General features: G+C 71.3%; 19 protein-coding genes. 5 read left to right on the top strand and 14 right to left on the bottom strand.

All coding sequences use genetic code 11. The features are described 5' to 3' along the window. Window positions 1–8: 8 nt before the first annotated feature. Window positions 9–698: a response regulator transcription factor gene (locus IE241_RS09440; protein WP_190021219.1), complete on the bottom strand. Its 690-nt coding sequence runs from the start codon at window positions 696–698 to the stop codon at window positions 9–11. Further along, the gene (locus IE241_RS09445) at window positions 695–2,029 is read right to left on the bottom strand and encodes a sensor histidine kinase (protein WP_190021499.1); all 1,335 of its coding nucleotides are present in this window, start codon (window positions 2,027–2,029) and stop codon (window positions 695–697) included. The genes IE241_RS09440 and IE241_RS09445 overlap by 4 nt, the downstream gene beginning before the upstream one ends. 207 nt (window positions 2,030–2,236) lie before the next feature. On the opposite strand from IE241_RS09445, the gene IE241_RS09450 reads away from it, so the two are divergent. Continuing rightward, the gene (locus IE241_RS09450; protein WP_229899023.1) at window positions 2,237–3,772 is read left to right on the top strand and encodes an alpha/beta hydrolase; all 1,536 of its coding nucleotides are present in this window, start codon (window positions 2,237–2,239) and stop codon (window positions 3,770–3,772) included. 140 nt (window positions 3,773–3,912) lie between these two features. Continuing rightward, window positions 3,913–4,785 carry a universal stress protein gene (locus tag IE241_RS09455; RefSeq protein ID WP_190021221.1) on the top strand — a complete coding sequence of 291 codons (873 nt, stop codon included), beginning with the start codon at window positions 3,913–3,915 and terminating at the stop codon, window positions 4,783–4,785. Window positions 4,786–4,809: 24 nt separating this feature from the next. On the opposite strand, the gene IE241_RS09460 is transcribed toward IE241_RS09455, so the two are convergent. Further along, complete coding sequence (locus tag IE241_RS09460; RefSeq protein ID WP_190021222.1) at window positions 4,810–5,619, bottom strand: SDR family NAD(P)-dependent oxidoreductase; 810 nt, start codon at window positions 5,617–5,619, stop codon at window positions 4,810–4,812. A gap of 380 nt (window positions 5,620–5,999) precedes the next feature. On the opposite strand from IE241_RS09460, the gene IE241_RS09465 reads away from it, so the two are divergent. Continuing rightward, window positions 6,000–8,006, top strand: coding sequence for an APC family permease (locus IE241_RS09465; protein ID WP_373300642.1), 2,007 nt, complete (start codon window positions 6,000–6,002; stop codon window positions 8,004–8,006). Between the two features lie 136 nt (window positions 8,007–8,142). Further along, window positions 8,143–10,116, top strand: a complete 1,974-nt coding sequence (locus tag IE241_RS09470) for an APC family permease (protein WP_190021224.1) — start codon at window positions 8,143–8,145, stop codon at window positions 10,114–10,116. A gap of 145 nt (window positions 10,117–10,261) precedes the next feature. Here the strand turns inward: IE241_RS09470 and IE241_RS09475 are convergent, their stop codons facing one another. Together IE241_RS09475 and IE241_RS09480 are read right to left on the bottom strand one after the other, a co-directional pair. Beyond that, window positions 10,262–11,467, bottom strand: coding sequence for an alginate lyase family protein (locus IE241_RS09475; protein ID WP_190021500.1), 1,206 nt, complete (start codon window positions 11,465–11,467; stop codon window positions 10,262–10,264). A 285-nt stretch (window positions 11,468–11,752) separates the two neighbouring features. After that, a complete protein-coding gene (locus IE241_RS09480) occupies window positions 11,753–12,502 on the bottom strand; it encodes a class I SAM-dependent methyltransferase (RefSeq protein ID WP_190021225.1) in 750 nt (249 codons plus the stop codon). Window positions 12,503–13,210: 708 nt separating this feature from the next. Between IE241_RS09480 and IE241_RS09485 the strand changes: the two genes are divergently transcribed. Continuing rightward, window positions 13,211–13,732, top strand: coding sequence for a helix-turn-helix transcriptional regulator (locus tag IE241_RS09485; RefSeq protein WP_190021226.1), 522 nt, complete (start codon window positions 13,211–13,213; stop codon window positions 13,730–13,732). A gap of 11 nt (window positions 13,733–13,743) precedes the next feature. On the opposite strand, the gene IE241_RS09490 is transcribed toward IE241_RS09485, so the two are convergent. The 9 genes from IE241_RS09490 to IE241_RS09530 form a co-directional block, all read right to left on the bottom strand. After that, window positions 13,744–14,829 carry an alpha/beta hydrolase gene (locus tag IE241_RS09490; protein ID WP_190021227.1) on the bottom strand — a complete coding sequence of 362 codons (1,086 nt, stop codon included), beginning with the start codon at window positions 14,827–14,829 and terminating at the stop codon, window positions 13,744–13,746. Window positions 14,830–14,876: 47 nt separating this feature from the next. Continuing rightward, window positions 14,877–15,935, bottom strand: coding sequence for an LLM class flavin-dependent oxidoreductase (locus tag IE241_RS09495; RefSeq protein ID WP_190021228.1), 1,059 nt, complete (start codon window positions 15,933–15,935; stop codon window positions 14,877–14,879). A gap of 97 nt (window positions 15,936–16,032) precedes the next feature. After that, the gene (locus IE241_RS09500) at window positions 16,033–16,848 is read right to left on the bottom strand and encodes a CPBP family glutamic-type intramembrane protease (protein ID WP_190021229.1); all 816 of its coding nucleotides are present in this window, start codon (window positions 16,846–16,848) and stop codon (window positions 16,033–16,035) included. Beyond that, the gene (locus tag IE241_RS09505) at window positions 16,845–17,717 is read right to left on the bottom strand and encodes a CPBP family intramembrane glutamic endopeptidase (protein ID WP_190021230.1); all 873 of its coding nucleotides are present in this window, start codon (window positions 17,715–17,717) and stop codon (window positions 16,845–16,847) included. The genes IE241_RS09500 and IE241_RS09505 overlap by 4 nt, the downstream gene beginning before the upstream one ends. Beyond that, a complete protein-coding gene (locus tag IE241_RS09510) occupies window positions 17,695–19,125 on the bottom strand; it encodes a YcaO-like family protein (RefSeq protein ID WP_190021231.1) in 1,431 nt (476 codons plus the stop codon). Before IE241_RS09510 ends, IE241_RS09505 begins: the two co-directional genes overlap by 23 nt. 22 nt (window positions 19,126–19,147) lie before the next feature. Next, window positions 19,148–20,185, bottom strand: a complete 1,038-nt coding sequence (locus IE241_RS09515) for a TOMM precursor leader peptide-binding protein (RefSeq protein WP_190021232.1) — start codon at window positions 20,183–20,185, stop codon at window positions 19,148–19,150. 92 nt (window positions 20,186–20,277) lie between these two features. After that, window positions 20,278–21,504 carry a coproporphyrinogen-III oxidase family protein gene (locus IE241_RS09520; RefSeq protein ID WP_190021233.1) on the bottom strand — a complete coding sequence of 409 codons (1,227 nt, stop codon included), beginning with the start codon at window positions 21,502–21,504 and terminating at the stop codon, window positions 20,278–20,280. Between the two features lie 3 nt (window positions 21,505–21,507). Then, window positions 21,508–22,425, bottom strand: a complete 918-nt coding sequence (locus IE241_RS09525) for a SagB family peptide dehydrogenase (RefSeq protein WP_190021234.1) — start codon at window positions 22,423–22,425, stop codon at window positions 21,508–21,510. Between the two features lie 48 nt (window positions 22,426–22,473). After that, window positions 22,474–23,025 carry a VOC family protein gene (locus tag IE241_RS09530; protein WP_190021235.1) on the bottom strand — a complete coding sequence of 184 codons (552 nt, stop codon included), beginning with the start codon at window positions 23,023–23,025 and terminating at the stop codon, window positions 22,474–22,476. Between the last annotated feature and the right edge of the window lie 352 nt (window positions 23,026–23,377).

A 23,377-nucleotide genomic window follows, 5' to 3' on the forward strand; every position in this document is an offset into this window, starting at 1 on the left:
GGATCGCGTCAGCCGGCGAACCCCGGTACCACCAGACCGGACTCGTACGCGATCACTACCGCGTGGGTACGGTTCTGCGCGCCGAGCTTGGTCAGCACGTTCCCCACGTGCGTCTTCGCCGTCTCCAGGCTCACCGTGAGCGACTCCGCGATCTCCGGGTTGGACAGACCGGTGGCCATCAACCGCAGCACTTCCTCCTCACGCCCCGTCAGTGCCGCCTGCGGCAACGCCTCGGCGGAGTCCAGCGGGCGGGCGGTGACCATCCGGCGCAGTGCCGCCGGGAAGAGGATCGCCTCCCCCGCCGCCACCACCCGCACCGCCTCCGCGATCTGCCGGACCGGAAGCCGCTTGAGGACGAACCCGCTGGCCCCCGCACTGAGCGCGGCGGTGACGTAGTCGTCGTTCTCGAACGTGGTGATCACCACGACCTTCGGCGGCGCGGCCGACTCGGCCAGCAGCTGCCGGGTGGCCTCGATCCCGTTGCGACGCGGCATCCGCACATCCATCAGGACGACGTCCGGCCGCACCCGCCGCACCTGCTCGACCGCCTCTACGCCATCGGCGGCCTCCCCGACCACGGCGATCCCCGGCTGCGCCGCGAGCAACATACGCAGACCGCTACGGGTCACCTCGTCGTCGTCCGCGATCAGGAGTGTGACGGGAGTGCCGGTAGGACCGGTGGTGGCGGAGTCGGTCATGCCGACGACCGTACCGGCAGCCGGACCGCCAGCCGCCAGCGCTGCGGCCCGTCCGGACCGGCCTCGATCTCACCGTGCAGCAGCCGCACGCGCTCGGCCAGCCCGGGCAGGCCGTGCCCGGACGTCGGGAAGGCCTCCCGGCCCGGACCCGTGCCCCTGCCCGCGTCTTTCCCCTTGCCCGTGCTCGCCCCTGCCCCGGTCCGGTTGACCACACTGAGCTCCAGTCCGTCCGGCGCGGCCGACACACGGACCTCGATCGGACCGCCCGCCCCGTGCCGCAGCGCGTTCGTCAGCCCCTCCTGCAGGATCCGGTACGCCGCCCGGGAGAGCGTCCCCTGCACCTGCGTCAATGCGCCCGACAGCTCCGGCTCCACCACCGCTCCCGCGTGCCGCAACCGGTCCAGCAGCTCGGGCAGGTCGGCCAGGGTGCGGGTGGGCGCCGTCTCCGTCTCCTGCTCGCGCAGCACGCCCAGCACGTAGTCCAGGTCCTCCAGCGCGGCCCGGGCCGACTCCTCGATGCTGCGCAAGACGGACCGCGCCGCCGCCGGATCGGCGGAGAGCACCTCGCCCGCCACCGCCGCCTGGATCGTGGTCGCCGTCAGCGTGTGCCCGATCGAGTCGTGCAACTCGTGGGCCAGTCGGTTACGTTCGGCCAGCGCCAGCTCCCGCTCGGCCGCCAGCGCGAGCCGCTCGGCCGGCGACGGCCCCAGCAGCCTCGGCGCCGACCACCGCAGCGTGCCCGTCACCACAGCGCACCCGGCCGCGCCCAGCAGCACGCAGCCGAGCGCCACCGCCCAGCTCTGCCAGCCGCCCATGACCCGCACCGACCGGCCGAACAGGCTCAGGCCGGCCTCGGCGCCGAGCGGGAGAGTCAGGGCAGCGAGGAGCAGCACACCGCTCACGAGCGCCCCCGTCCACCCGAGTGCCACGTGCAGCAGCAGCCAGAGAGGGGTGCGCCAACGGTCGGCGGCGGGGGCCGGTGCAGTGGGACTCGGCGCGGTAGGGCTGGGCGCGGTAGGAATCGGCCCGTTCTCGGGTGAGTTCGCGGGCCGGCGTGCGGCCACAGGATCCGGCAACGGCACGTTCAGCAGCCGACGGGCGCACACGATCAGCACCCGCCGCGCGGGGCGGGACAGCCCGGCTACGCCGATCAGTACCGCCCAGACCGGCAGGGTCAGAACGACCTGCACGCCATACGGAGCGGATCGCCACGCCAGCGCCGGCAGCATGGCGAAAGGCAGGAGCGGAAGGCTCGCCAACGCGCCGCAATAGGCGAACAGCGCGCCCGAATACGTGGAACCGCGCAGCAGTGGCCGGATACCCATGATCATCATCGGCCAGTATGACAGGGCGGCTCACCGGTGACCTCCCCCGATCGAGGGAGCACTTTCTCCCGCCTTCCAGCGATGCGCGTCCGAGACCCCGGAATCCAGAATCATGTCCCGCCCACCGCCGACGCGCCGGAACCGGACGGCGGCGGCCGACCGCCGAAAGGCGGAAGAACCCTTCACCTCTCCCCAGTAAGGACGAGCACCACCGTGCGAAACAGACGAATAGCGTCCCTTCTGAGCGCCGGCATCGCGACGGCTTTCGTTTCGGCGCTGACACCCGCTACAGCGACAGCCTTTGCCGCAACCGGGGGCTCTGCAGCCAAGGACCCTCTGCGGCAGTACGCGCAGCAGGAGCCCCGGTGGCAGCGCTGTGACGCAGGGAGCCCGGCCACCTTTCAGTGCGCGACTCTTCAAGTGCCGCTGGACTACGGAGATCCCGGCGGCAAGAAGACCGACATCGCGATCTCCCGGCTGAAGGCGAGCAGCGCGAAGGAACGTCGCGGCGTCCTGCTGCTCAACCCCGGCGGCCCTGGCGGGCCGGGCCTGGACATGCCCGTCGACCCGGCATTGAACCTCCCCGAGGAAGTGAAGAGACAGTACGACGTCATCGGCTTCGACCCGAGGGGCGTCGGGCGGAGCTCTCCCGTCAGCTGCGGTCTGACCGACGACGAACAGAACTTCGAGCGCCCGTACAAGGCCGAGACCTTCGCGAAGGACGTGGAGTGGGCATGTACGGTGGCCGGCAAGTGCCGGGCCAAGGCGGGTGACACGCTGCGGCACCTCACCACCCGCAACACCGCTCGCGACATGGACGTCATCCGTGCCGTGCTGGGAGAGGAGAAAATCTCCTACCTGGGGTTCTCCTACGGCACCTACCTCGGCGCCGTCTACACGCAGATGTTCCCCGAACGAGCCGACCGGTTCGTGCTGGACAGTGCGACCGACCCCGCGCGGTTCGGACGGGGCGTCTTCCAGGCGATGGCGGAGGGGACCGAGCCGGCCTTCACGCGATGGAGCGAATGGACTGCCCAGCGGCACACGACGTACAAACTGGGTGACACCCCGGCCGCGGTCCGGAAGACCTTCTGGGACCTCATCGCCCGGGCCGACCACAAGCGCATCGACTTCGAAGGGAAGGCCCTCACCGGTGACGACATCCGTGCTCAGCGCGCCGTGTTCTTCAACGTTCAGCACGCCGCCGAATGGGTCACCGAGCTGAAGGAGGCGGCTGAAGGCAGGAAACCGGCCCCGCCCGGCACGCCCGGGCGAGGCCAGGGCCCCCTTCCGCCCATGCCGGCGTCCGCCCGTGACGTTCCCCCGGACAACGCAGCCGCGAGCGTCTGGGCGGTCATCTGCGGCGACACCCGCACGTCATGGCCGGACGACCCCGAGCAGTACCGCCGCGACGCGATCCGCGACAAGGCCCGGTACCCGCTGTACGGCGACTTCGCGTCCAACATCAAGCCGTGCGCCTTCTGGAAGCAGGGCAGCGAGCCCGCGACAGCGGTGAACAACGACGTCAGGGCACTGATCCTGCAGAACGAGTGGGACCCCCAGACGCCCCTGGCCGTCAGCCAGGGCATGCACCGGGCCCTGCGCGGCTCCCGGATGGTCACCGTCGCAGGCGGGCAGGGACACGGCGTCTACGGCACCGGCTCCTGCGCGGACAAGAGCGCCACGGCCTACCTGACCACGGGCAGGCTCCCGGCCGAGGACCTGACCTGCCAGGCGCCGACCGGGTAGAGGATCAGCGACGGCCATGGGCCGAACGGCCCATAACGATGATGACCAGCCGTGAAGTGCCGAGCACTCCAAGAGCACAGGAGACACACTGCACTCGGAGGTCCGCTACGGCTCATTCGAGGCACAAGGTGGTGGGAACGATGGAGCTTCCCCTGGTCGTAGGCGTCGACGGTTCCGACGGAAGCTTGGACGCCCTGGACTGGGCAGTGGACGAGGCGGTCCGTCTCGGCCTGCCCCTGCGCGTTGTCCATTCGTCGTTGTGGGAGCGCTACGAAGGGCCGGCGTCGTCCTTCGGTACCGAGCGCCCGGCGGACGCGATCATGGCCGAGCACGTCATCGGCTCGGCCGAGCAGCGGGCCCGGCAGCGGGCGCCGGAGCTCGAGGTCCACGCCACCGTAGTGCCCGAGGACGCCGTGGAAGCCCTCGTGAAGGAATCGCGCGAGGCCGCTGCGCTGGTGACCGGGTCCTCGGGACGCGGCGTCATCAAGGGGCTGCTTCTGGGCTCGGTGAGCCTTGCCGTGGCCGGCCGTGCAGACTGCCCGGTCACTGTCGTACGCGGCGAACAGCGCAACGTCCGGGGCATGAGCGGGCAAGTGGTCGTCGGAGTCGGCGAGGCCGACGAAGCGGCGTCCGCCGTGCGCTACGCCCTGCGTGAGGCGAAGGCACGCGGATGCGAGCTCCAGGCCGTCCGGACCTGGCGCTGCCCCCAGCCGTCCACGGACGTCCTGGCCGTTCTGGACGACACCGCCCGCGCCTACGAAGAAGCGGCCACCGCCGTCCTCGACGAGGTCTTGAGCGACGCTCAGAGCGAGTACCCGGACGTCACCGTCCGGCGCACCGTACTTGAAGGGCCCCCTCACCGGATGCTGCTCGGACCGGCCGCCGAAGCCGATCTCCTTGTCCTCGGCACCACCCGGCGGCAGGGACACCTCGGCCTGCAACTCGGCCGGGTCAGCCACACGGCTCTGCACCACTCGTCCTGCCCGGTCGCCGTGGTCCCGCACAAGGCGTGAAGCCAGGCCTTCGGTTACGGGGCCTCAGGCGGCTTTGGCGAGCAGCTGGTCGGCGAGCTTGCACAGGCGGCGGACCGTGCGCTCCTCCATCGCCACCGGGGCGGCCGGGGAGAGGGCGGTGCGGTCGTAGTAGGCGCCCGGGACGAGCTCAATGGCCGGGTCGCACAGTCGTGCGACGCGCTGCGCGCCTTCGGCGGCGGAGTCGCCCTCGTGCGCATAGAGCGGGAGCAGGGCCGTCTCGCAGATGCCGGGGTGAACGCTGACGGAGGTCCAGGGCGCCTTTTCGCGGGTGGAGATCGTCAGGGCGAGCTGGGACTGGGCGTAGGCGGCGAGGCGTGAGTAGCGCTTGGCGCGGTGGGGGTCGGTCCAGGCGATGGAGGCCGTGCGGTGCATGGCGGAGGAGACGTTGACGACGCGGCTGCCGGGCCGGGCGGACAGCGGACCGGAGAGCTCGTGGGTGAGGAGGTAGGCGGCCAGGAAGTTGACCTGGAGGGAGAGTTCGTTGCCGTCGGCGGTCATGGTGTGGCGTTCGGGGGCCGCGACGGCCGCGTTGTTGACCAGGACGTCCAGGGTGGGGTGCCCGTCGGCGATCCGGGCGGCCATGCTCCGTACCTCGTCGAGGCGGGAGAAGTCCGCGACGGCCAGGCACAGGTGCGAAGCGTCGGCACCGGAGGCCACCAGCCGGTCGACGGCTTCCTGCCCGGATGCCACGTCCGGCGCGTGCACGATGACGGTGCAGCCCTGCCCTGCGAGCAATCGGGCGGTCTCCCAGCCGATGCCGGAGGTGGCACCGGTGACCAGCACGGTCCGGGAGGCGGGCGAGACAGCAGACATGATGATCCACTCCGGGATGTGAACGAAGGCGACAGCACTCCGCCGGGCGGCGGGACCGTCGTGCGAACGGGAAGGCATCACCGGGCGCTCGAAGAGCGCCGGGCAGCGAACAGCGCTCAGTTGGCAAGGCGCAGGGCGCAGCGCGCAGAACTCGGCGACGCCGTATGAGGCGGCCGGTCGTCATGGCGCAGCGAGCTGTTCACGTCGTCCAGTCAACGAGACAGCCGCCCCGGGTTCAACCGCCGCACCGCATTCCTGACGCCGTTCTGATACGGGCCGCCCCGGCGTTGCGCGCAGCCCTATTTACCCTATATGCGACATACGCTCGCACAGTGACCAGAGTGACGGAGTTGCTGAAGCGGTTGGCGATCGGCAGGGCCATGCGCAGCGAGGAGCTGCACGAGACGCTGCTGCCCAAGCGGCTGGCCCTGCCGATCTTCGCTTCCGACCCGCTGTCGTCGGTGGCGTACGCCACCCAGGAGATCCTCCTGGTGCTCACGCTCGGCGGGCTGGCGTATCTGCACTTCACGCCGTGGATCGCGGTCGCGGTCATCGCGCTGATGGCCGTGGTGGTGCTGTCGTACCGCCAAGTGGTGCACGCCTATCCGAGCGGCGGCGGCTCGTACGAGGTCGCCTCGACCAACCTCGGCGCCTCGGCCGGACTGGTGGTGGCCGCCTCGCTGCTGGTCGACTACGTGATGACCGTGGCGGTCTCGGTCGCCTCGGGCGTGGACAACATCGTCTCGGCCGTGCCCGGGCTGGCCGGTCACCGGGTGGGGCTGGCGATCGGCTTCGTCGCCCTGCTGACGGGGGTGAACCTGCGCGGCATGCGCGAGTCCGGCCGGGCCTTCGCGGCCCCGACCTACCTCTTCATCACCGGCGTACTGATCATGGTCGTCACCGGGCTGCTGCGCTATCTGCTCGGCCACGCGCCCGTCTCCGAGAGCGCCGGGTACGGCGTCCGGGCGGAGCCGGCGGACGCGGGCCTGGCCGGCTTCGCTCTGATCATGCTGTGTCTGCGCGCGTTCTCCAGCGGCTGTACCGCGCTGACGGGCGTGGAGGCGATCTCCAACGGCGTCCCGGCCTTCCGCAAGCCCAAGTCGAAGAACGCGGCGACCACCATGGCGGTCATGGGCACCATCGCGGTGGTGATGTTCGCCGGCGTCACCACCCTCGCGCTGGTCGCCAAGGTGCACATCACCGACGACGCGTGCCGGCTGACCGGCCTCGCGGGCGACTGCTCCTCGTACACCCAGCGCACCGTCATCGCCCAGCTGGCCTCCGCCGTCTTCGGCGGCGAGCACAGCTTCGGCTTCTACTTCGTCCAGGCGGCCACGGCCCTGGTGCTGATCCTGGCCGCCAACACCGCCTTCAACGGCTTCCCGCTGCTCGCCGACATCCTCGCCCAGCACCGCTACCTTCCGCGCCAGCTGCACAACCGGGGCGACCGGCTCGCCTTCTCCAACGGCATCCTGGCCCTCGCCGTCGCCGCCGGCCTGCTCCTGTGGTTCTACAAGGCCGACGTCACCAGCCTCATCCACCTGTACATCCTGGGCGTCTTCACCTCCTTCACGCTGTCCCAGTCGGGCATGGTCCGGCACTGGAACCGCGCCCTGCGCACCGAGACCGATCCCGCGGTGCGCCGGCACGCCCGAGTGGCCCGGGCCATCAACGCGATCGGCGCCGTGGTCACCGGCCTGGTTCTGGTCATCGTGCTGGCCACCAAGTTCACCGAGGGCGCCTGGCTGGCCGTGCTCGCCGCGGCCGTGCTCTGGACGATGATGCGCGGCATCCGCCGCCACTACGACGCCACCGCCGCCGAGCTGGCGGTCACCGACCCGCACGCCGAACTCGCCCGGCCGTCCAAGGTGACGGCCGTCGTCCTGGTGTCGACCATCCACAAACCGACGCTACGGGCCCTCGCCTACGCCCGCGCCTTCAAACCGGACCAACTGGAGGCGCTCACCGTCGCCGTCGACCACGAGGAGTCACGCGCGCTGCAACAGCAGTGGGAAGAGCTCGACGTCGGCATCCCGCTGAAGGTCATCGACTCCCCCTACCGCGAGATCACCCGCCCGGTCGTCGAGTACATCCGCTCCATCCACCGCGCCGGCCCCCGGGACGTCGTCGGCGTCTTCATCCCCGAATACGTCGTCGGCCGCTGGTGGGAACACCTGCTGCACAACCAGTCGGCACTCTGGCTCAAGAGCCGGCTCCTCTTCACCCCCGGCGTCATGGTCACCAGCGTCCCCTGGCAGCTCACCTCCTCCTCCCGCGCCGACCACCCCGCCCGCCGCGCCCCGGGCTCGGTCCGCCGGGGCGAACCCACGCCGCACCGCGAGCGGCCCGACGGCCGAGGCGCCGGAGAAGGCTCTCCGCACGTGTGATCTCGCGGCCGGCACGGGCAGGGGCACTCTCCGTGACGGACGCATGCCTCCACCGCTGCGAACCCCGCGGACCGGGCAGGCGAGGACCTGATGGATACTCGCCACCTTGCCCGAATGCTCAATCGAGGATCACCGCATGACCACCACACAGGTCGACAAAGAACCCGAAAAACCCGAGCCGGTCCCCCGCCCCTGGCGAGCCTGGCTCCTGGAAGGACTGAGCGAGCAGTCGGCTCGCCATCCGGGCCCGCACGGCACTCCACCGGCCGAGCACAAGGGTCACCGGTGGTGGCGGGTGATGTGCCTGACCGGCGTCGACTACTTCTCGACGCTGGGCTATCAGCCGGGCATCGCCGCGATCGCCGCCGGGCTGCTCTCGCCGCTGGCGACCCTCGTGCTGATCGCGCTCACGCTGCTCGGGGCGCTTCCCGTCTACCGGCGGGTGGCGAAGGAGAGCCCGCACGGCGAAGGCTCGATCGCCATGCTCGAGCGGCTGCTGCCCTGGTGGGCGGGGAAGCTGTTCGTGCTGGTGCTGCTCGGCTTCGCCGCCACCGACTTCATGATCACCATCACGTTGTCGGCGGCGGACGCATCGGCGCACGCGGTGGAGAATCCTTTCGCCCCGCACTGGATGCACGGCGGCAACATGTGGATCACCCTGGTGCTGATAGCCGCCCTCGGCGCGGTCTTCCTCAAGGGCTTCCGCGAGGCGATCGACGTAGCCGTGGTGCTGGTGTCGCTGTACCTCGTCCTCAACGTCATCGTGCTGGCCAGCGCAGCGTGGCAGGTCGTCAGCGAGCCGGTCGTCGTCAACGACTGGTGGCGGGCCGCGACCGCCGAGCACTCCTCCCCCATAGCCATGATCGGCGTGGCCCTGCTGGTCTTCCCCCGGCTCGCCCTGGGCATGTCCGGCTTCGAGACCGGGGTCGCGGTCATGCCGCAGGTCCTCGGGGATTCCACCGACACCTACGAGAAGCCTGCCGGGCGGATCCGTGACACGCGCAAGCTGCTCACCACCGCCGCCCTGATGATGAGCGGTTTCCTGCTCGTCAGCAGCCTGGCCACCACGATGCTCATCCCGGCGAAGGAGTTCGAGAAGGGCGGCGAGGCCAACGGCCGTGCCCTGGCCTATCTCGCGCACGAGCACCTGGGCGAGGCCTTCGGCACGGTGTACGACGTGTCGACCATCGCCATCCTGTGGTTCGCCGGCGCCTCCGCACTGGCCGGCCTGCTCAACCTCGTCCCCCGCTACCTCCCGCGCTACGGGATGGCGCCGGAGTGGACCCGCGCGGTCCGGCCCCTGGTACTGCTCTTCATGGCGACGGCCTTCACCGTCACCGTCCTCTTCGACGCCGACGTCGACGCGCAGGGCGGTGCCTACGCCACCGGTGTGCTCGTGCTCATGCTGTCGGCGTCCTTCGCCGCCACCATCGCCGCCCGCCACCGGGGCCACCGCGCGGCCGCCGTCGGCTTCGGCTTCATCACGCTCGTCTTCGCCTACACCCTGGTCACCAACGTCATCGAGCGTCCCGACGGCCTGAAGATCGCCTCGCTGTTCATCCTGGGCATCCTCCTCACCTCGCTGGCCTCCCGGATCCACCGCGCCTTCGAGCTGCGCGCCGCCGACGTCACCTTCGACGAGGCCGCCGCCCGCCTCATCGACGACGCCGCCCTCTCGGGGCCCCTGCGCGTCATCGCCAACGAACCGGACGAGCGCGATGCGGCCGAGTACCGGACCAAGGAGTACACCCAGCGCGAAGAGACCCACATCCCGAGCGGCGGACCCGTCCTCTTCCTCGAAGTGACCGTACGCGACTCCTCCGACTTCGCCGCCGACGTCACCGTCACCGGCGAAGAGCGCTACGGGGTGCGCATCCTGCGCGTCCAGGGCGCCGGAGTGCCCAACACCATCGCCGCGGTCCTGCTGCGGCTACGCGACCGCACCGGCGAGGTTCCCCACGCGTACTTCAACTGGACCGAGGGCCACCCCCTCAGCCACCTGCTGCGGTTCCTCGTCTTCGGCGACGGTGAAGTCGCCCCGGTCACACGGGAGGTCCTGCGCCGCGCGGTGCCCGACCCGGCCCGCCGCCCCCGCGTCCACGTCGGCTGACCGAGACGACGCCACGGCCGCCCGGCCCGACCGGAGCAGAGCAGAACGGGCAGGCACATACGTGCACGCATCGTGGGTGCATCGTGTGTGCACTGCCCGCTCCGGTCGGCGATCGGTGATCGGCCGTCAGCGGTCAGCGACCCGCTCAGCGGTTCTTCGCGTGGGTCAGGGCTTCCCAGGCGACGAAGAGGTCGTCCGTTCCCACCTTCCGCAGCCGCTGGGCGGCCCGCTGGGCCTGGGGCATCGAGATGCCCTGCCGGTTGCGGAAGTGGTTGAGGGCCACCTCGGTGTCCGGCCCCATGGCGAGGTCCAGATTGCCGCCGCACAGCCAATGCGGCACGTGGGCGCCCAGCTGGTACCGGGCGTGGAGGGTGAGCGCGGCCCGCATCCGTTTGCCGGCCTCGCCGCCGTAGAGGTCGAGGCCCTGGTGCCAGGCGGTCTCCGCGATGTGGGCGGTGGCCGCGAGGGAGTAGCCGATGTGGGTGAAGTTGCGGCAGGTCTCCTGGCCGAGGCCGTTGACGAACCTGCGCTGCCCGAACCAGTACTCCCTGGTTCTGTCGGGGGTCCTGATGTGGCTGCCCGGCGGGCGCTTGGGCAGGGGGCCGTCGGACCTGAGGTAGAAGTAGGCCGGGACACGGGCACGGAACCTGCGCACGGCCTTGTCGAAACCGCGCCGGTCGTCGAGGAACACCGAGATCCCCATGGCCGCGTCGGTCATGGTCAGGTCCCAGTTCCCGTTGTAGTCCGGTGCGGTGGCGGTCACCTCGGGGAGGTAGACCGTGCGCAGCATGCCGGAGAACCGCCGCACCCGGTTGCGCGGCCATCCGCCGTAGGTGTGCCGCATGATCTCCGCCGCCCGCGCCCAGGAGCTGCCGGCCCATGCCGCCTGCAGCCCGGCGTTGCCTTCGGTGTGCTCCCTGACCACGGCGGACCAGGCGTCCATGATCTGCACGGCCTTGCGGGCGTGCGCGCGGTCCCGGGTGACGTACCAGAGGAGCGCGTGCGTGTACGCGGCGATCGCGTCCTGCCGTTCTTCGACGCACCCGTAGCCGGGCCGGTCGTCCGGCGGGCACTCCACGATCCGCTCGGGCCTCGCGGTGTAGTCGAGCGACCCGTACCGGCTGTGGCGCATCGCGGCGAACGACGACCGCCACTCGCCGCCGGCCTTGGCTCGTTTGCGGAGGCGGTTGAGCTGAGTCCTGCTCAGCAGCACCCCCGGATGCTTGAATCCGCGCGCGGGCGCGGATTGCCGTACCACCGGTTCTGCTGTACCGGCGGCTTCCGCCGGGGAGACCGGCGACGTCAATGTAGTGAGCAGAGCAACCGTCAGAGCGGTGGGGCGAAGCAACAGCCTGATGCCGTTGTTGCGGAGTCCGGACACAGCACACCTCCAGGTCGGTGCTGTAAGCCTCACTCCCGCACGGGCCCGCTCGCCCTATGTAGTACGCCAATGGGAGGCCGGGGCCGGGTGCCACGCCCACGTTCGGACGCGTGCGGCCTGCGCATCGTCGGCTTGTCTACATTCGGCTTGTCTGCATGCGTTCGCGGCTGGAGCACAGCCATGTCCAAAAGCCGCCGGGTCACATCGAACTGAAGGAGCGTCAGTCAGCAGCCAGTGAGCCAGTCAGTCAGCCGGCTACTGCTCGTCCTTGTGCGGGGCGCGGGCCCGGACTACGCGGACGGGTGGGTACATGAGCGGTATCAGGCCGGAGCGCTGAACGTCGGCGAGGCCCGCGGCCGAGGCCTCGCGCTCGTACTCCTCGGTCTTCATGAAATCCACGACGAGCAGGCGGCCGGAGGGCCGCAGGACACGGGCGGCCTCGCGGATCGCCCGCGCGCGCTGTTCGGCCTCGGGGATGTTGTGAACGGCCAGGCAGGCGGTGACCAGGTCGAAGGAGGCGTCCGGGAACGGCAGGTCGGTCATGTCGCCGTCCTCCAGGGTCAGACGGCTCTCCAGGCCCAGGGCCCGGGCGTTGCGCAGGCAGGTGTCGCGGCTGCTGCCGCGCTGGTCCTGCGACCGCCAGAGGTCGATGCCGGTGCCGGTGCCCCGGGGCAGCCGGCCGAGGGCTCCGAGCAGCATCTGCCCGCTGCCGCAGCCGAGGTCGAGCACGTCTTCGTCCCCCTGCAGGTGCAGGTCGTCGAGGAGGCGGTCGCAGAGCCTGATCTTTCCGATTTTGGACGAGGCGGTCATGGCGGTGAGCGTGAGCCCTCCCAGCATCAGGGGCGGCAGTCCGGCCCAGGCCAGGGGGGCGATCCGGGCCCGGATGCCGGCGGCGACGCATGCGGCGCCCAGGGCTCCGACGGCGCCGAAGGCGGCGACCACCGGCGGGGCGTCCAGGCCGTAGACCGGCCGGCGTCGTTCGGGGAGGGAGTCGTGCTCGTTCACGTGCGCCTCCGTCATCGCTTTTGCCATTCTTTTCCGTGGGCCAGAAGTGGAACCTGCAACCCAACTTGCCGTACGGCCAGTGGCGTTGACACTGGATGCGGCGGAACTTTACGCTGCGAGGCGGGACGGGGGCAAGGCGGGGAAATCCTGAAGAGGTCTTCCCGGCGCCTGTGCACAGTGCGGCAGAGAGGAAGACGGGTTTCCATGGAGCCCAGTACTCCAATTTTCCTCAGGAGATCCATCGGAAGGCCCACCGAGAGATCACGGAAACCGTCTCCGCGCTCGCCGGTGAAGAGCGAACCGATCAAGGGCATACTTCACCAGGCATTTCTCCGCCTCCTGCCAGGTCGGGCCGACTGCCTCCGCTCCCCCTGAGCGGACGTCACCATCGCCCATCCGCCCACCGGGTGGACGATTCATCCCGGGCCGAGCATCGTGCCGTAAAGCCATTGCCGCGGAGAAACCACGGACAAGAACGTGAGGAAATCTCCTGCGGCGGCCGGCCGACCGAGCGGTCCGGCAGGGAGGATTACCTTGCGAACCAGGGACATCACACCGGCTCCCTTACCTGCCGCCGGCGGCGGCGAGCCATTCGGCTATTTGATCTCCCATTGGTCGGCCCCTTTGTGCTCCGGCCTTCTCATCGGCGAGTGGGCTCCATGGTCGTATCGCAGCGAGTGTTTCCTCGCCCCGTTGCGGATAAGGTCCGTGGACGGTGGTCCGCGGCGGTGGACGAGGGCGCTGGCCGACGACGGCGAGCCGCCCGACTGGCTGGTGCTCGGGCCCGCGGTGCCCGACGAGACCATCGAGGCGGCCGTCGACGACGCCAAGCACCGATGTCCGGGCATCCGCTGGGCACTTCTGGGCAACACGGCGGACGAGGCGCGGTGCCTGCGCTGGCTGCGGCGCGGATGTGACGCCTATCTGTCGGCGGCGGCCGACCCCGGGTGGGTGGCCGGGGCGCTGCTGGCCGCCACCAGTGGACTGACGGTGGTCGACCAGAGATTCCACCCCGACATGGCGGCCGGCGAGCCGCCGGCGTCCCCGCTGACCCGCCGCGAGCGGGAGGTTCTGAACCTGCTGCGGACCGGGGTCAGCAACCGCGAGATCGGTGCGCGGCTCCATCTGGCGAGCAGCACCGTGGAGTTCCACGTACGCAACGTCCTGACCAAGCTGGGCGTCAAGAACCGCACGGCCGCGACGGCGAGAGCCGCGGCCCTGGGGCTGTAGAGCCCGTCGGCTCACCCCGAAGACCGTGCCGCCTCCGACCGCAGCCAGCCGGCGAGGAAGCCGTGCCACTGACCGGCGTTCGCGGCCGCTTCCAGTGCGTGCCCCGATTCCGGCAGCAGGTAGGCGGTCAGCCGGGTGCCGGTGAAGAGGGTGCGCTCCACTCCGGCGACCTGTTCCGCGGACGTGCAGGTGAGCCAGGGACCGTGGCAGACGAGTCTGTCCTCGCCGCCGAGCGCCACCAGGACCGGGACCCGGACGCGTGCGGCGAGCGCGGGTGCGTAGGCGTCCCCGAGGGTGGCCAGTTCGCCGGAGGTCACGGTGCTCTTGGTCACCTCGTCCCGTAACACGGTGCCCGGCCAGGTGTCGGAGAGGTTGTGGAAGAACCTGGCGCGGGTGCCCGGGCGGGTGGTGGAGTAGCCGGCCGGCGGGTGGTCGTGCGACAGGACGGGGTCCTCCGCCGCCGGGTGCAGGCTGCGGCCGAACTCCTCCAGCAGCGGGCCGGCGCCGTGCCCGTACCCGGTGAGGACCAGGGCGTCGACGTCCGCGTGGCGTACGGATTCGGCGAGCGCCACCCCAGAGCCGAAGGAGTGGCCGACGGCCACCACCCGGCGGTAGCGCGGTCCGCCCGCACCGGTTCGCAGGGCGCCGACGACTGCGTGGAGGGCGTCGGCCTCCGAGCCGAGGTCGGTGGCGGAGGCGTCGGGGCGGCCGCTGGCGCCCGTGCCCGGCCGGTCGACGGCGACGGTGGCCAGGCCGGCGGCAGCCATCGCTTCCTGGAAGGAGGCGGCGCCCGGTGCGGGCCGGGACGTCCAGTAATGGCGGTCGTAGGTGATGCCCGGCACCAGGACGAGCACGGTGTCCGGAGCCGGTCCCGCGGGGCGGCACAGCCGTCCGGCAACGGTCACCGAAGTGCCCGGCGCCGGTACGCGCAGTTCGCGGCAGGCCGGTGTCCCGTGCGACGGCGCGGAGGGGGTGGCCGCGGCCGGGGCGGCAGCCGGGGCGAGGACGAGGCCGGCGGTGAGGGCGAGGCCCGATGTGCCGGCGGTGAACAGGGCGGACAGGCGGCGCGGGGCGCAGCGCAGTCTCCTGGGCAGCATGGCGTCCTTCCGAGGGTTCGACGGGTCGGTGAATCGGCAGGCCGTCCTCACGGCAGCGCCGGCAGGACCTTGTCCACGAACAGCCGCAGGCTGCGCTCGGCCACGTCGCCGGGCGCGGCTCCGTAGTCCGCCTGCCACAGCAGGCAGTCGGGTGCCAGGGCCTCGGTGACGGCGGCGATCTGTTCCGTCACGCTCGCCGGTCCGCCCACGACGGCGCTGCCCGTCTCGCGGAAGCGCTGCGGGGTCATCGCCCGGATGGCGCGGGACATGCCGGTGTAGCCGGGGTAGTCGCGGGACGCGGTCTTCTGCCACGTCGAGGTGGCCTCGGCCCACACGTCCAGGTAAGCGGCGAGCAGCGGGTCGGCGGTCGCCCGGGCCGTGCGGTCGTCGTCGGCCACGAGCAGCGGCAGGCTGGCGGCGACGAAGGGGCCCGGGCCGTCCGTGCCGTGGCGTGCCCGGTACGCCTCCCGGTAGAGGTCGATGTTGTCCCGCATGTCGGCGAGGGGGGTCAGCGCCGGCGTCACCAGCAGCTTGTAGCCCTGCTCCCCCAGCCAGGCGAAGCTCTGCCGGGAGCGTACGGCCGCTCCCCACACGGGCGGGTGGGGCCGCTGCACCGGCCGCGGAAGGCTGGTGGCCCGCCGGTAGGAGAAGAACGGGGTCTCCTCGGTGACGTCCTCTTCGGTCCACAGCCGGACGACCGCCTCGATGGTCTTCTCGTAGCGTTCGCGGCTCTCGTCCATGTCGATGCCGAACGCCTCGAACTCCTGCGGGAGGTAGGCGCGCGCGAAACCGACGTCCAGCCGGCCGCCGCTGATGGCGTCCACCATCGCGGTCTCGGCGGCGAGCCGGACGGGGTGGTGGAAGACGGGCAGCAGGCATCCGGTGAGCAGTCTGATGCGGGTGGTGCAGGCCGCCACAGCGGAGAGGAAGGCCGGCGGGCTGGGGCAGTATCCGCCGTAGGGCGTGAGGTAGTGCTCGGTGATCTTCACATGGCTGAGTCCGGCCGAGTCGGCGATGCGTGCCAGGTTCAGCACGTCGTGGAAGTACTCGGCCGCGCCGCGGCGCTCGGGCCGGCAGTCGGGCAGCAGGGACAGGCCGTGCAACACGTCGTTCCCCCCTGATGGGTCGTGGGTCGTCGGCAGTCGTCAATGGCCGGCGGTGACCGGTCGGTTGTACGTACGAAGCGGGGCCTCCCCTCCCCCGTCACAGGACCGCGAAGAGGAAGAACGTGACGTGCGCGACGATCAGCGGCGGCAGGGCGGGGACCGCCCAGAACAGCAGACCGTGCGCGATGCCCATGACCAGGGCGCCGACCATGGGGAACATCGCCGCACGCCAGGACCCCATGAAGAAGCACTGCATCAGCACGAAGAGCACCACCGAGACGGCGAGGGTCGCGGGGAGTCCCGCGCTGCCCAGGTAGCCGAAGAGGACGCCGCGGAAGACCGTCTCCTCGCAGCCGACCTGGACCGCCATGACCGTCACCGCCAGGGGCAGCGGCAGCACTTCGACGGTCTTGAAGTGGTGACGGAGCCAGCCGCCCCGGCTCATCGCGATCCATCCGCCGACGTCGCGGGGCCCGCCGAGCCTGGCCGTGCCGGCCGACGCCGCGGCCGGCAGCCGTGAGCCGCGCCGTCCGGGCCGTCCGGGCCGCCCGGGCCTGTGCAGTGACGCCTCGATCACCAGCCGGCAGAGGAACGACGCGATGCCCATCTCCCCGATCCCCACCAGGACTCCGAGGACGAGCAGCACGGGGTCGAGGGAGTCCAGATGGATGGCGGACAGGGGCAGGCCGGTCAGCCACAGCAGTACGGCGACGGCGAGGACGTGGCTGACGGCCGCCGCCGACAGTTCCATGACGCCGCCGATCTCGCTGCGGTCGTACCTGCGGTCCTTGGTGAAGCGGTGGGCCCAGCGGCGCGCGCCGGTGAACAGCAGCCGCTTGCACCACCAGTAGTAGACGGGGACGAAGGCGGTGGCCAGGGCCAGCCGTACCGCCCATGGCCAGTGCGCGGTCATGGAGCGGCCTCCTTGCGGCGGTAGCCGATGCGCAGTGCGGTTTGGCGGCGCCACACGTACGCGTTGAAGACCATGTGGGTCACGGCGGCCGCCCAGACGCTGCCCGTGATCAGCGTCGCCGTCGTGGCGAGCACCGACAGCGGCAGCTTGGCGAGCACTTGCGCCCAGCCGAAGAAGATGTGCGACAGGGCGAACATCACGACGACACCCACGACGCCCGCCACGCGCAGCCCGTCGTGCCCGGGGCGCAGCGCCATGCGCAGCAGTACGCCCCGGAAGACGAGTTCCTCCAGTACGGCCACGGCCAGCAGCCACCCCAGGCCGACCCGGTAGTCCTCGGCGGTGGGTACGTAGCCGCCCCGGCCTTTGGCGATGCCCATCACGCGGCGGCGCGGGCCGTCGCCGGGCGAGGCCCCCGGTGCCCTTACCGGCCGCATGGAACGCACGCGGGCCTCCTGAGGGCGGCGCGCGCTCCCCCGCCCGGCGGTGGTGGTTCTCGCGCGCGCCCGGCCGGCGCTCCACCGGGTGACGGCGCCGTCGGACCAGATCACCAGCAGACCGCAGGCCGCTCCGGCGGCCAGCCCCGCGGCACCGGGCCACAGCGGCCCGGTGGCGATGCCGCCGGGCCCGAGTGCGGCGATGCCGGCCGCGGTCAGCACGGTCATGAGGCAGACGTGGACCGGCATGAAGCGCACACCGCGGTGGGCGAGCCACCGGGTGCGCAGGTGTGCGGCGAGCGTGAGGCAGGAGGCGCTGCACAGGGCGAGGGCGGCCCACATGTAGGTGCGGGTGTCGGGGGTGAGGCCGATCCCGGAGGCGAAAGTGATCTCGGAGGTATGGGTGATCTCAGGGGTAAGGGTGAGGTGCACTGCTGCGGAACCCTCCGTAGTCCTCGAAACGGGGGTGCGCCGCGGCCGGAGCGCCGGGCAACGGCAGGCTCAGGGTGTCCGGCGACCAGACGCGGTCCACGAACAGGCCCAGGGCGCGCAGGTCGGGGGTGGTCAGGTCGGCGTGGTAGAGGCGCCGGCCCGCCTCCCGGTAGGCGCGCAGGATCGCGACGGCCTGTTCGCGGGCCGTCCGGGTGTCGTCCGGGGGCAGTTCGCCGGCGACGGCCTCGCGGTGGTCGCCGAACCGCTTCTCGACCGCGGCCGCACCGCCGGGCTGGGCGTAGGCGACCACGTTGCTCTCCAGGTCGAATGCGGGCGACCGTTCGGCCGGTGCCTGTCCTGCGGGACCGGACGCCGCCTCCTGCTCCAGCCGCGCGGTCACCGCGGACATCACCGCGAGGCCCCTGACGCCCGCCGCTTCCAGCAGGGCCTTGTACATGGCGCCTTCCAGGGAGCCGTCGACGCCCTGTCCGGCGACGATCGCGGGGAAGCCGCCTCCCGGCTCGCGCAGCAGGCACACCACGGTGTGAAGACCGGGTACGGACAGCCCGGGGACCGGCAGCCAGTGGTACTCGGGGCGGCCGAAGCCGTCCGGCAGGCAGCGGTCGGTGATCCTCTCGAGCCGGCGGGTGCGGGCGTCCGGGCGGATCCGGGTGCTGGGCAGGCCGCCGTGCCAGTGCCCGATCGCGGCGTCGAGCTGGACGGCCTCGTGCAGTGCGCCGAGCAGTGCCCTGCTGTGGGTGGTGTGGGCCGCGGTGCCCGTGGTGACCGCGGCATTGAGCCAGGGCTCGCCTTCGGTGTCCCGTACGACGTAGCCCACGAGGAACAGCTGGGCCGGGAGCCAGGTGTCGCCGCCGTCGGTGAGGGAGGCCGTCCTGATCCAGCCGACGGGCGCGGCAGGGTCGAAGGCCCGGAACGGGAAGGAGGGCGCGGCGAGCTGCTCCGGGGTGAAGAACCGGTAGGCGCCCGGCTCCAGGACGGTGCGGCCTTCGGCGGTGAGCTGCTCGTAGGGCCGGAAGTCCACCGGGTGGCGGCCGCTGACGGCCGCCATGTACCCGGCGTAGCGTTCGGCCGTCTCGCCGAGGGTGCGGATCTCGCTCTCGTAGCGCAGGAGGCCGTAGCCGCCGATGTGGTAGCTGGACGGCGGCGGTGCCGGCTGATGACGCGGTACGTGCACGCCTGTCATCTCGCCGCCCGCGCACAGGATGCGGGGGTCGGAACGGCCGCCGTGCACGTGGCCCATGGACTGCAGGAGTCCGCACAGGGGGCTGTGCATGCGGCGGCGGAGCCGCTCGGCGCGGGTGGCGGGCGGGACGGCGACGCGGATGGCGCCGGCTTGCGTCATGCCGGCTTCCGTCATGCCGCTTTCCGTCATCGCGGTTTCCGTCATCCCGGTTCCCCTTGCGTCCGTGTCAGTCATGGAGCCACGTCCGGGGGTCGAAATACAGGGTGCTGTCGTCCCGTTCGGGCAGGGAGCCGCACTCGGGGCAGCCGGGCAGGGGCAGTACCTCGCTGTAGCTGATCTCCATCGAGGGCAGGTAGATGCCCAGCGTCTTCTCGATGGTGAACGTCGAGCCGGTGTGCAGGAAGTTGACGACTTCCAGGGCCGTGTGGGAGGCCAGCAGGGCGGCGACGGCGCCCAGGACCGCCGGCCGGCCACGGCGGACGGCGCCGCGGGCGAGGGCGTCCTTGTAGGCGAGGTAGCTGGCGCTCTCCCGCAGGTTCATCGTGACGCGCCGCTCGAAGCAGGAGTAGCAGGCCGAGCGGCCCGGTACGAACGTGGGGCCGACGAACAGGAAGGGTCCGTCGACGACGCCGTGCACCCAGGGGAAGCCCACTTCCAGCGCCATGCGGTTGAGGGCCTGGAAGTGCGGCGGGTCCACCTGGTCCATCACGGACACCACGAGGCCGTCGCGCCACGCCTCGGCGGCCTCGCACAGGGCCGTGACGCGCAGGGAGTCCGCCGCGCCCTCCTCGGCCAGCCGGTCGAGGGCCTGCCGGGCGGGGTCGTCCGCGGGCACTTCGGTCACTCCGGAGGGGACGAGGCCGGCGAGGTGGGCGGCGACGGCGCGGGCCGGCTCGGAGCCGCCCAGCAGGTAAACGGGGCGGTCGGTGGGCGGCGGGTCCTGGGGGGCGGCGAGCGTCTCGACGTGGTCGAGGTAGGCGTCGAGCGCGGTTGCGGGTTCCTGCTCGACGAGACCGAGCTGGTCCAGGTGGTCGACGATGGCCTCGACCTCGGTGCGCGGCATGTCCTCCCGTTTGGCCAGCTCGCCGCGCGAGAGTGCCCCGTCCAGGCCCTTGACCACGCTGAACAGCTTTCCCGAGCGGGCGTGGTCGGTGATGACGAAGGACTGGGCGTTCCACACGCCCGTGCGGAGTTCGACCATGTCGGGGCTGTGCCCGACGACGGTCACGGATCGTTTGATCCTCATGTTCCTGGAGGTGCGCACGTGGTCTTCCCCCTGTGCGTGGCGGTGGGCAGTCGGTGGTCGGTGGTCGGGTGGGGCCGGCGTTCGTCGTCGTTACGTGGAACGGCGCCGGTTCAGCCGTAGACCGCGGCGGCGCCGCGGGCCCGCTTGCCCTCGTCCGGCGCCGAGGCGAACTGTAGGTCGATGAAGGCGTCGGCGATGCGTTCGCGGGGCATCCGCAGCCCGTCGGCGTCTCTGCGCAGGCCGCCCGCCGTCTCGAGGAAGCGCAGGAGCGAGCGGACGGCCGGGATGGCGGTGATCTGGTCGAAGGGGCGTCCGGCGCGCTCCTCCCAGTTGCGTACGAGGGCGCCCTCGAAGGTGGTGAGCGACTGGTACATCAGCCGGGGGGCCACCGAGGCCGATGCGACGGGGTCGCGTTCGGCGCCGGCGAAGGGGTCGCGGTTGAACGCGGCGAGCCGTCCCCGGGGCGAGGCGACGTACTCGCCCCCGAGGAGTGAGGCGGCTCCGGCCCCGAAGCCCACCCAGTCCATCTCCAGCCGGAAGTAGGCCAGGTCGCTGTGGCAGCGCCGCCGGCCGAAGTGGCTGAAGGCGTATTCGGGGTGGCCGTGTTCCTCCAGCAGCCCCGCCCCCAGCCGGTAGGCCTGCTTCTGTTCGTCGCGCAGGATGACGTGGTCGCCGCGCCGCAGTTGCTTGCGCATCACGGTGCCGTAGGCGGGACGGAAGGGGTAGTAGGAGACGTGGGTGACGGGGAGCTCCAGTGCGGTCCGTACGGTGCGCTCGACCTCTGCCAGCTCTTCCTCGGGGAAGCCGCACATCAGGTCGATGTTGAGGTCGCGGAACCCGGCCTCGGCGGCCAGCTGGAAGACGCGCCGTGCCCCGTCGGCCCGGTGGGCCCGCCCCAGGCGGCGCAGCCGGTCGTCGTCGAAGGACTGCACTCCGCTGCTCATCCGGAAGAAGCCGATCTCCCGGAAGGCCTTGAGCTTGGCCGGGGACACGGTCTCCGGGCTGCACTCGATGGTGGCCTCGCGCAGGTCCGAGAGGTCGAGCACGGAGTGCAGCGCCTCGCCGATGCGCATGATCTCCGTCTCGCCGAGGATGCTGGCCGTTCCTCCTCCCCAGTAGTGGATCGCGGGCCGGTAGCCGGCGGCCGTCAGTTCGCGGCCGGTCTGCCGGATCTGCCGGCACAGCGCGTCGACGTACCGTGCCCGCGCCGTGTCGTGTTCCTTCAGCAGCAGCTCGGAGGTGGGGATCTCGGTGACCCAGTCGCAGAAGTGGCACTTCGAGCTGCAGAAGGGGATGTGTACGTAGACCAGCAGCGGCCTGTCCGCATGGGTGCCCACGGCTCAGCCCTGCCACCCGACGACGATGGTGTGCAGCACGGCCGCTGCTGTGCCGTCGGCGCCGATGGCGGAATTGATCTCGTCGTCGTAGAAGCTGGCGCAGTCGACGCTGCCCAGGCCCAGGGCGGTGGCGGTGAGGTGGGTGTTCTGCGCGATGGCACCGGCTTCCTGCAGGACGAAGCGCATCCCGCGGGGGCCGTACTTGCGCATGGAGCGCCACGGGCGGCCGACGAGCAGCAGCAGGGCGGAGGCGGCACCGAGGGTGATGAGGTCCTCGGGGACGGCCATCGCGTCGAGCACGCGGGTGACGGCGTTGGCGCCGCCGGCGGGTGCCAGTGCGTCGGCCGGGGCCCGGTACCGGTACAGGCCGCGCTCCAGGCCGTCGACGTCCAGCGCCGCGCACCAGATCTCGACGGGGTAGAGCCCGCCGCCGCTGGGTGCGGTACGGAAGCGGTAGACGGCCGTCCCGCCGCGCATCAGCTCGACGTCGCCCTCGGCCGTGATGCCGCCGGCGTGGCGCAGTACGGTGGCGAGCTCCGGCAGTCCGACGGCGTCCCCGCTGAACGTGCGGACGCTGCGGCGGCGGTGGACGGCTTCGCCCAGTTCCATGACCACCGGGACGCTCGCGGGCAGCGCGACGGCGTCCCCCGGGCCCGTTTCGCGGTCCAGTTCGGCGAGGGCGGTGACGGTCGGGTCGGCGAAGTAGGCCGAGGCCGACAGGCCGTCCTCACGGTTCCAGCGGCGCAGCCGGCCCGCCGCCAGGAACTCCTCGGCCGGCCGGGGCAGGCGCGCGTCGCCCAGGTTCTCGAAGCGGAGCTGGTGGGTGCGCAGTCCGGAGGCGGCGACGGAGGGGCTGACCGTACGGTAGGAGGTGATGGCCATGGCCGCGTGGCCCAGTTCTCCTGCGGGCACCTCGGGCATGGGGCGGTTTCCTTTCTGCTCGTTCTGCTCGTGTCCCGGAAGGCCTGCTCACTCCTCGAAGATCTCCGCCGGTTGCGGGACGTCCCTGTCCAGCGCGATCATCTGGTCCTTCATCTGCTCCTCGGTCACCGGCCGGGCGTAGGGGCCGAGCTTGAAGGTGGCGTGCGCCCACTCGTTGAACTCCAGCAGCCCGAAGCGGTTGCCCTGCGGGTCCCGGACGGAGGCGCCCGTCCCCAGGGAGTCGCCGGCGTCCTCGTGTGCGAACGGGCTGTGCTTGAACTCCTCCCGGAACTCCGGGCGGATCTTCTTGGGGATCGGCAGGTCGTACGGCCCGGCGATCACTTCCCCGCCCTCTGCGGTGAGTTCGCCGAGGGACTCCTTGAGGCTCTCGACCGCGTAATAGACCGTCACCGGCTCGCCCTCGAACCGCTTTTTCGTGATGACCAGCAGCACACCGTCGCTGGAGACCGGCGCGTGATAGGCGATCGCATACGAGAGATTGCGGGCGAGCGGAATCCCGAGCATCTTCTGGTAAAAGGTGATCCCGGCCGCCACGTCGTCCACGGGGATGTTGACGATCGACGGTTTGAACAGCTTCATGCGGGGCTCCTGCGGCTGCGCGACGATTCGGTCGTGAACAGGCGGCCCGCACCGGGCGGGGGATGGCCCCCGCCCGGCAGGCCGCGGCTTCGGACATCACACGTGGTCCGGCGCAGGCCTACGCGCCGGACGCTGACGCAGGTCTACGCGTCAGGTGGGGCGGACCACAGATCCGCAGGAGCACGAGGAGCAGCCCGCGCAGGAGCAACAGCCCCCCGGCACGGCCATGGCCACACTCGCGCTCTGCCCGAAGGCTGCCAGAGCGGGCTGCGTGGACATGCTGCGGTGCTCGACGAATGCCACTGTTTCCAGCTTCATTCCCGGAATCACCTCCCATTTGCGCTGTTCTTCG

This window comes from Streptomyces hiroshimensis (genome assembly GCF_014650335.1).
In the GTDB taxonomy this organism is placed as follows: Bacteria; Actinomycetota; Actinomycetes; order Streptomycetales; family Streptomycetaceae; genus Streptomyces; species Streptomyces hiroshimensis.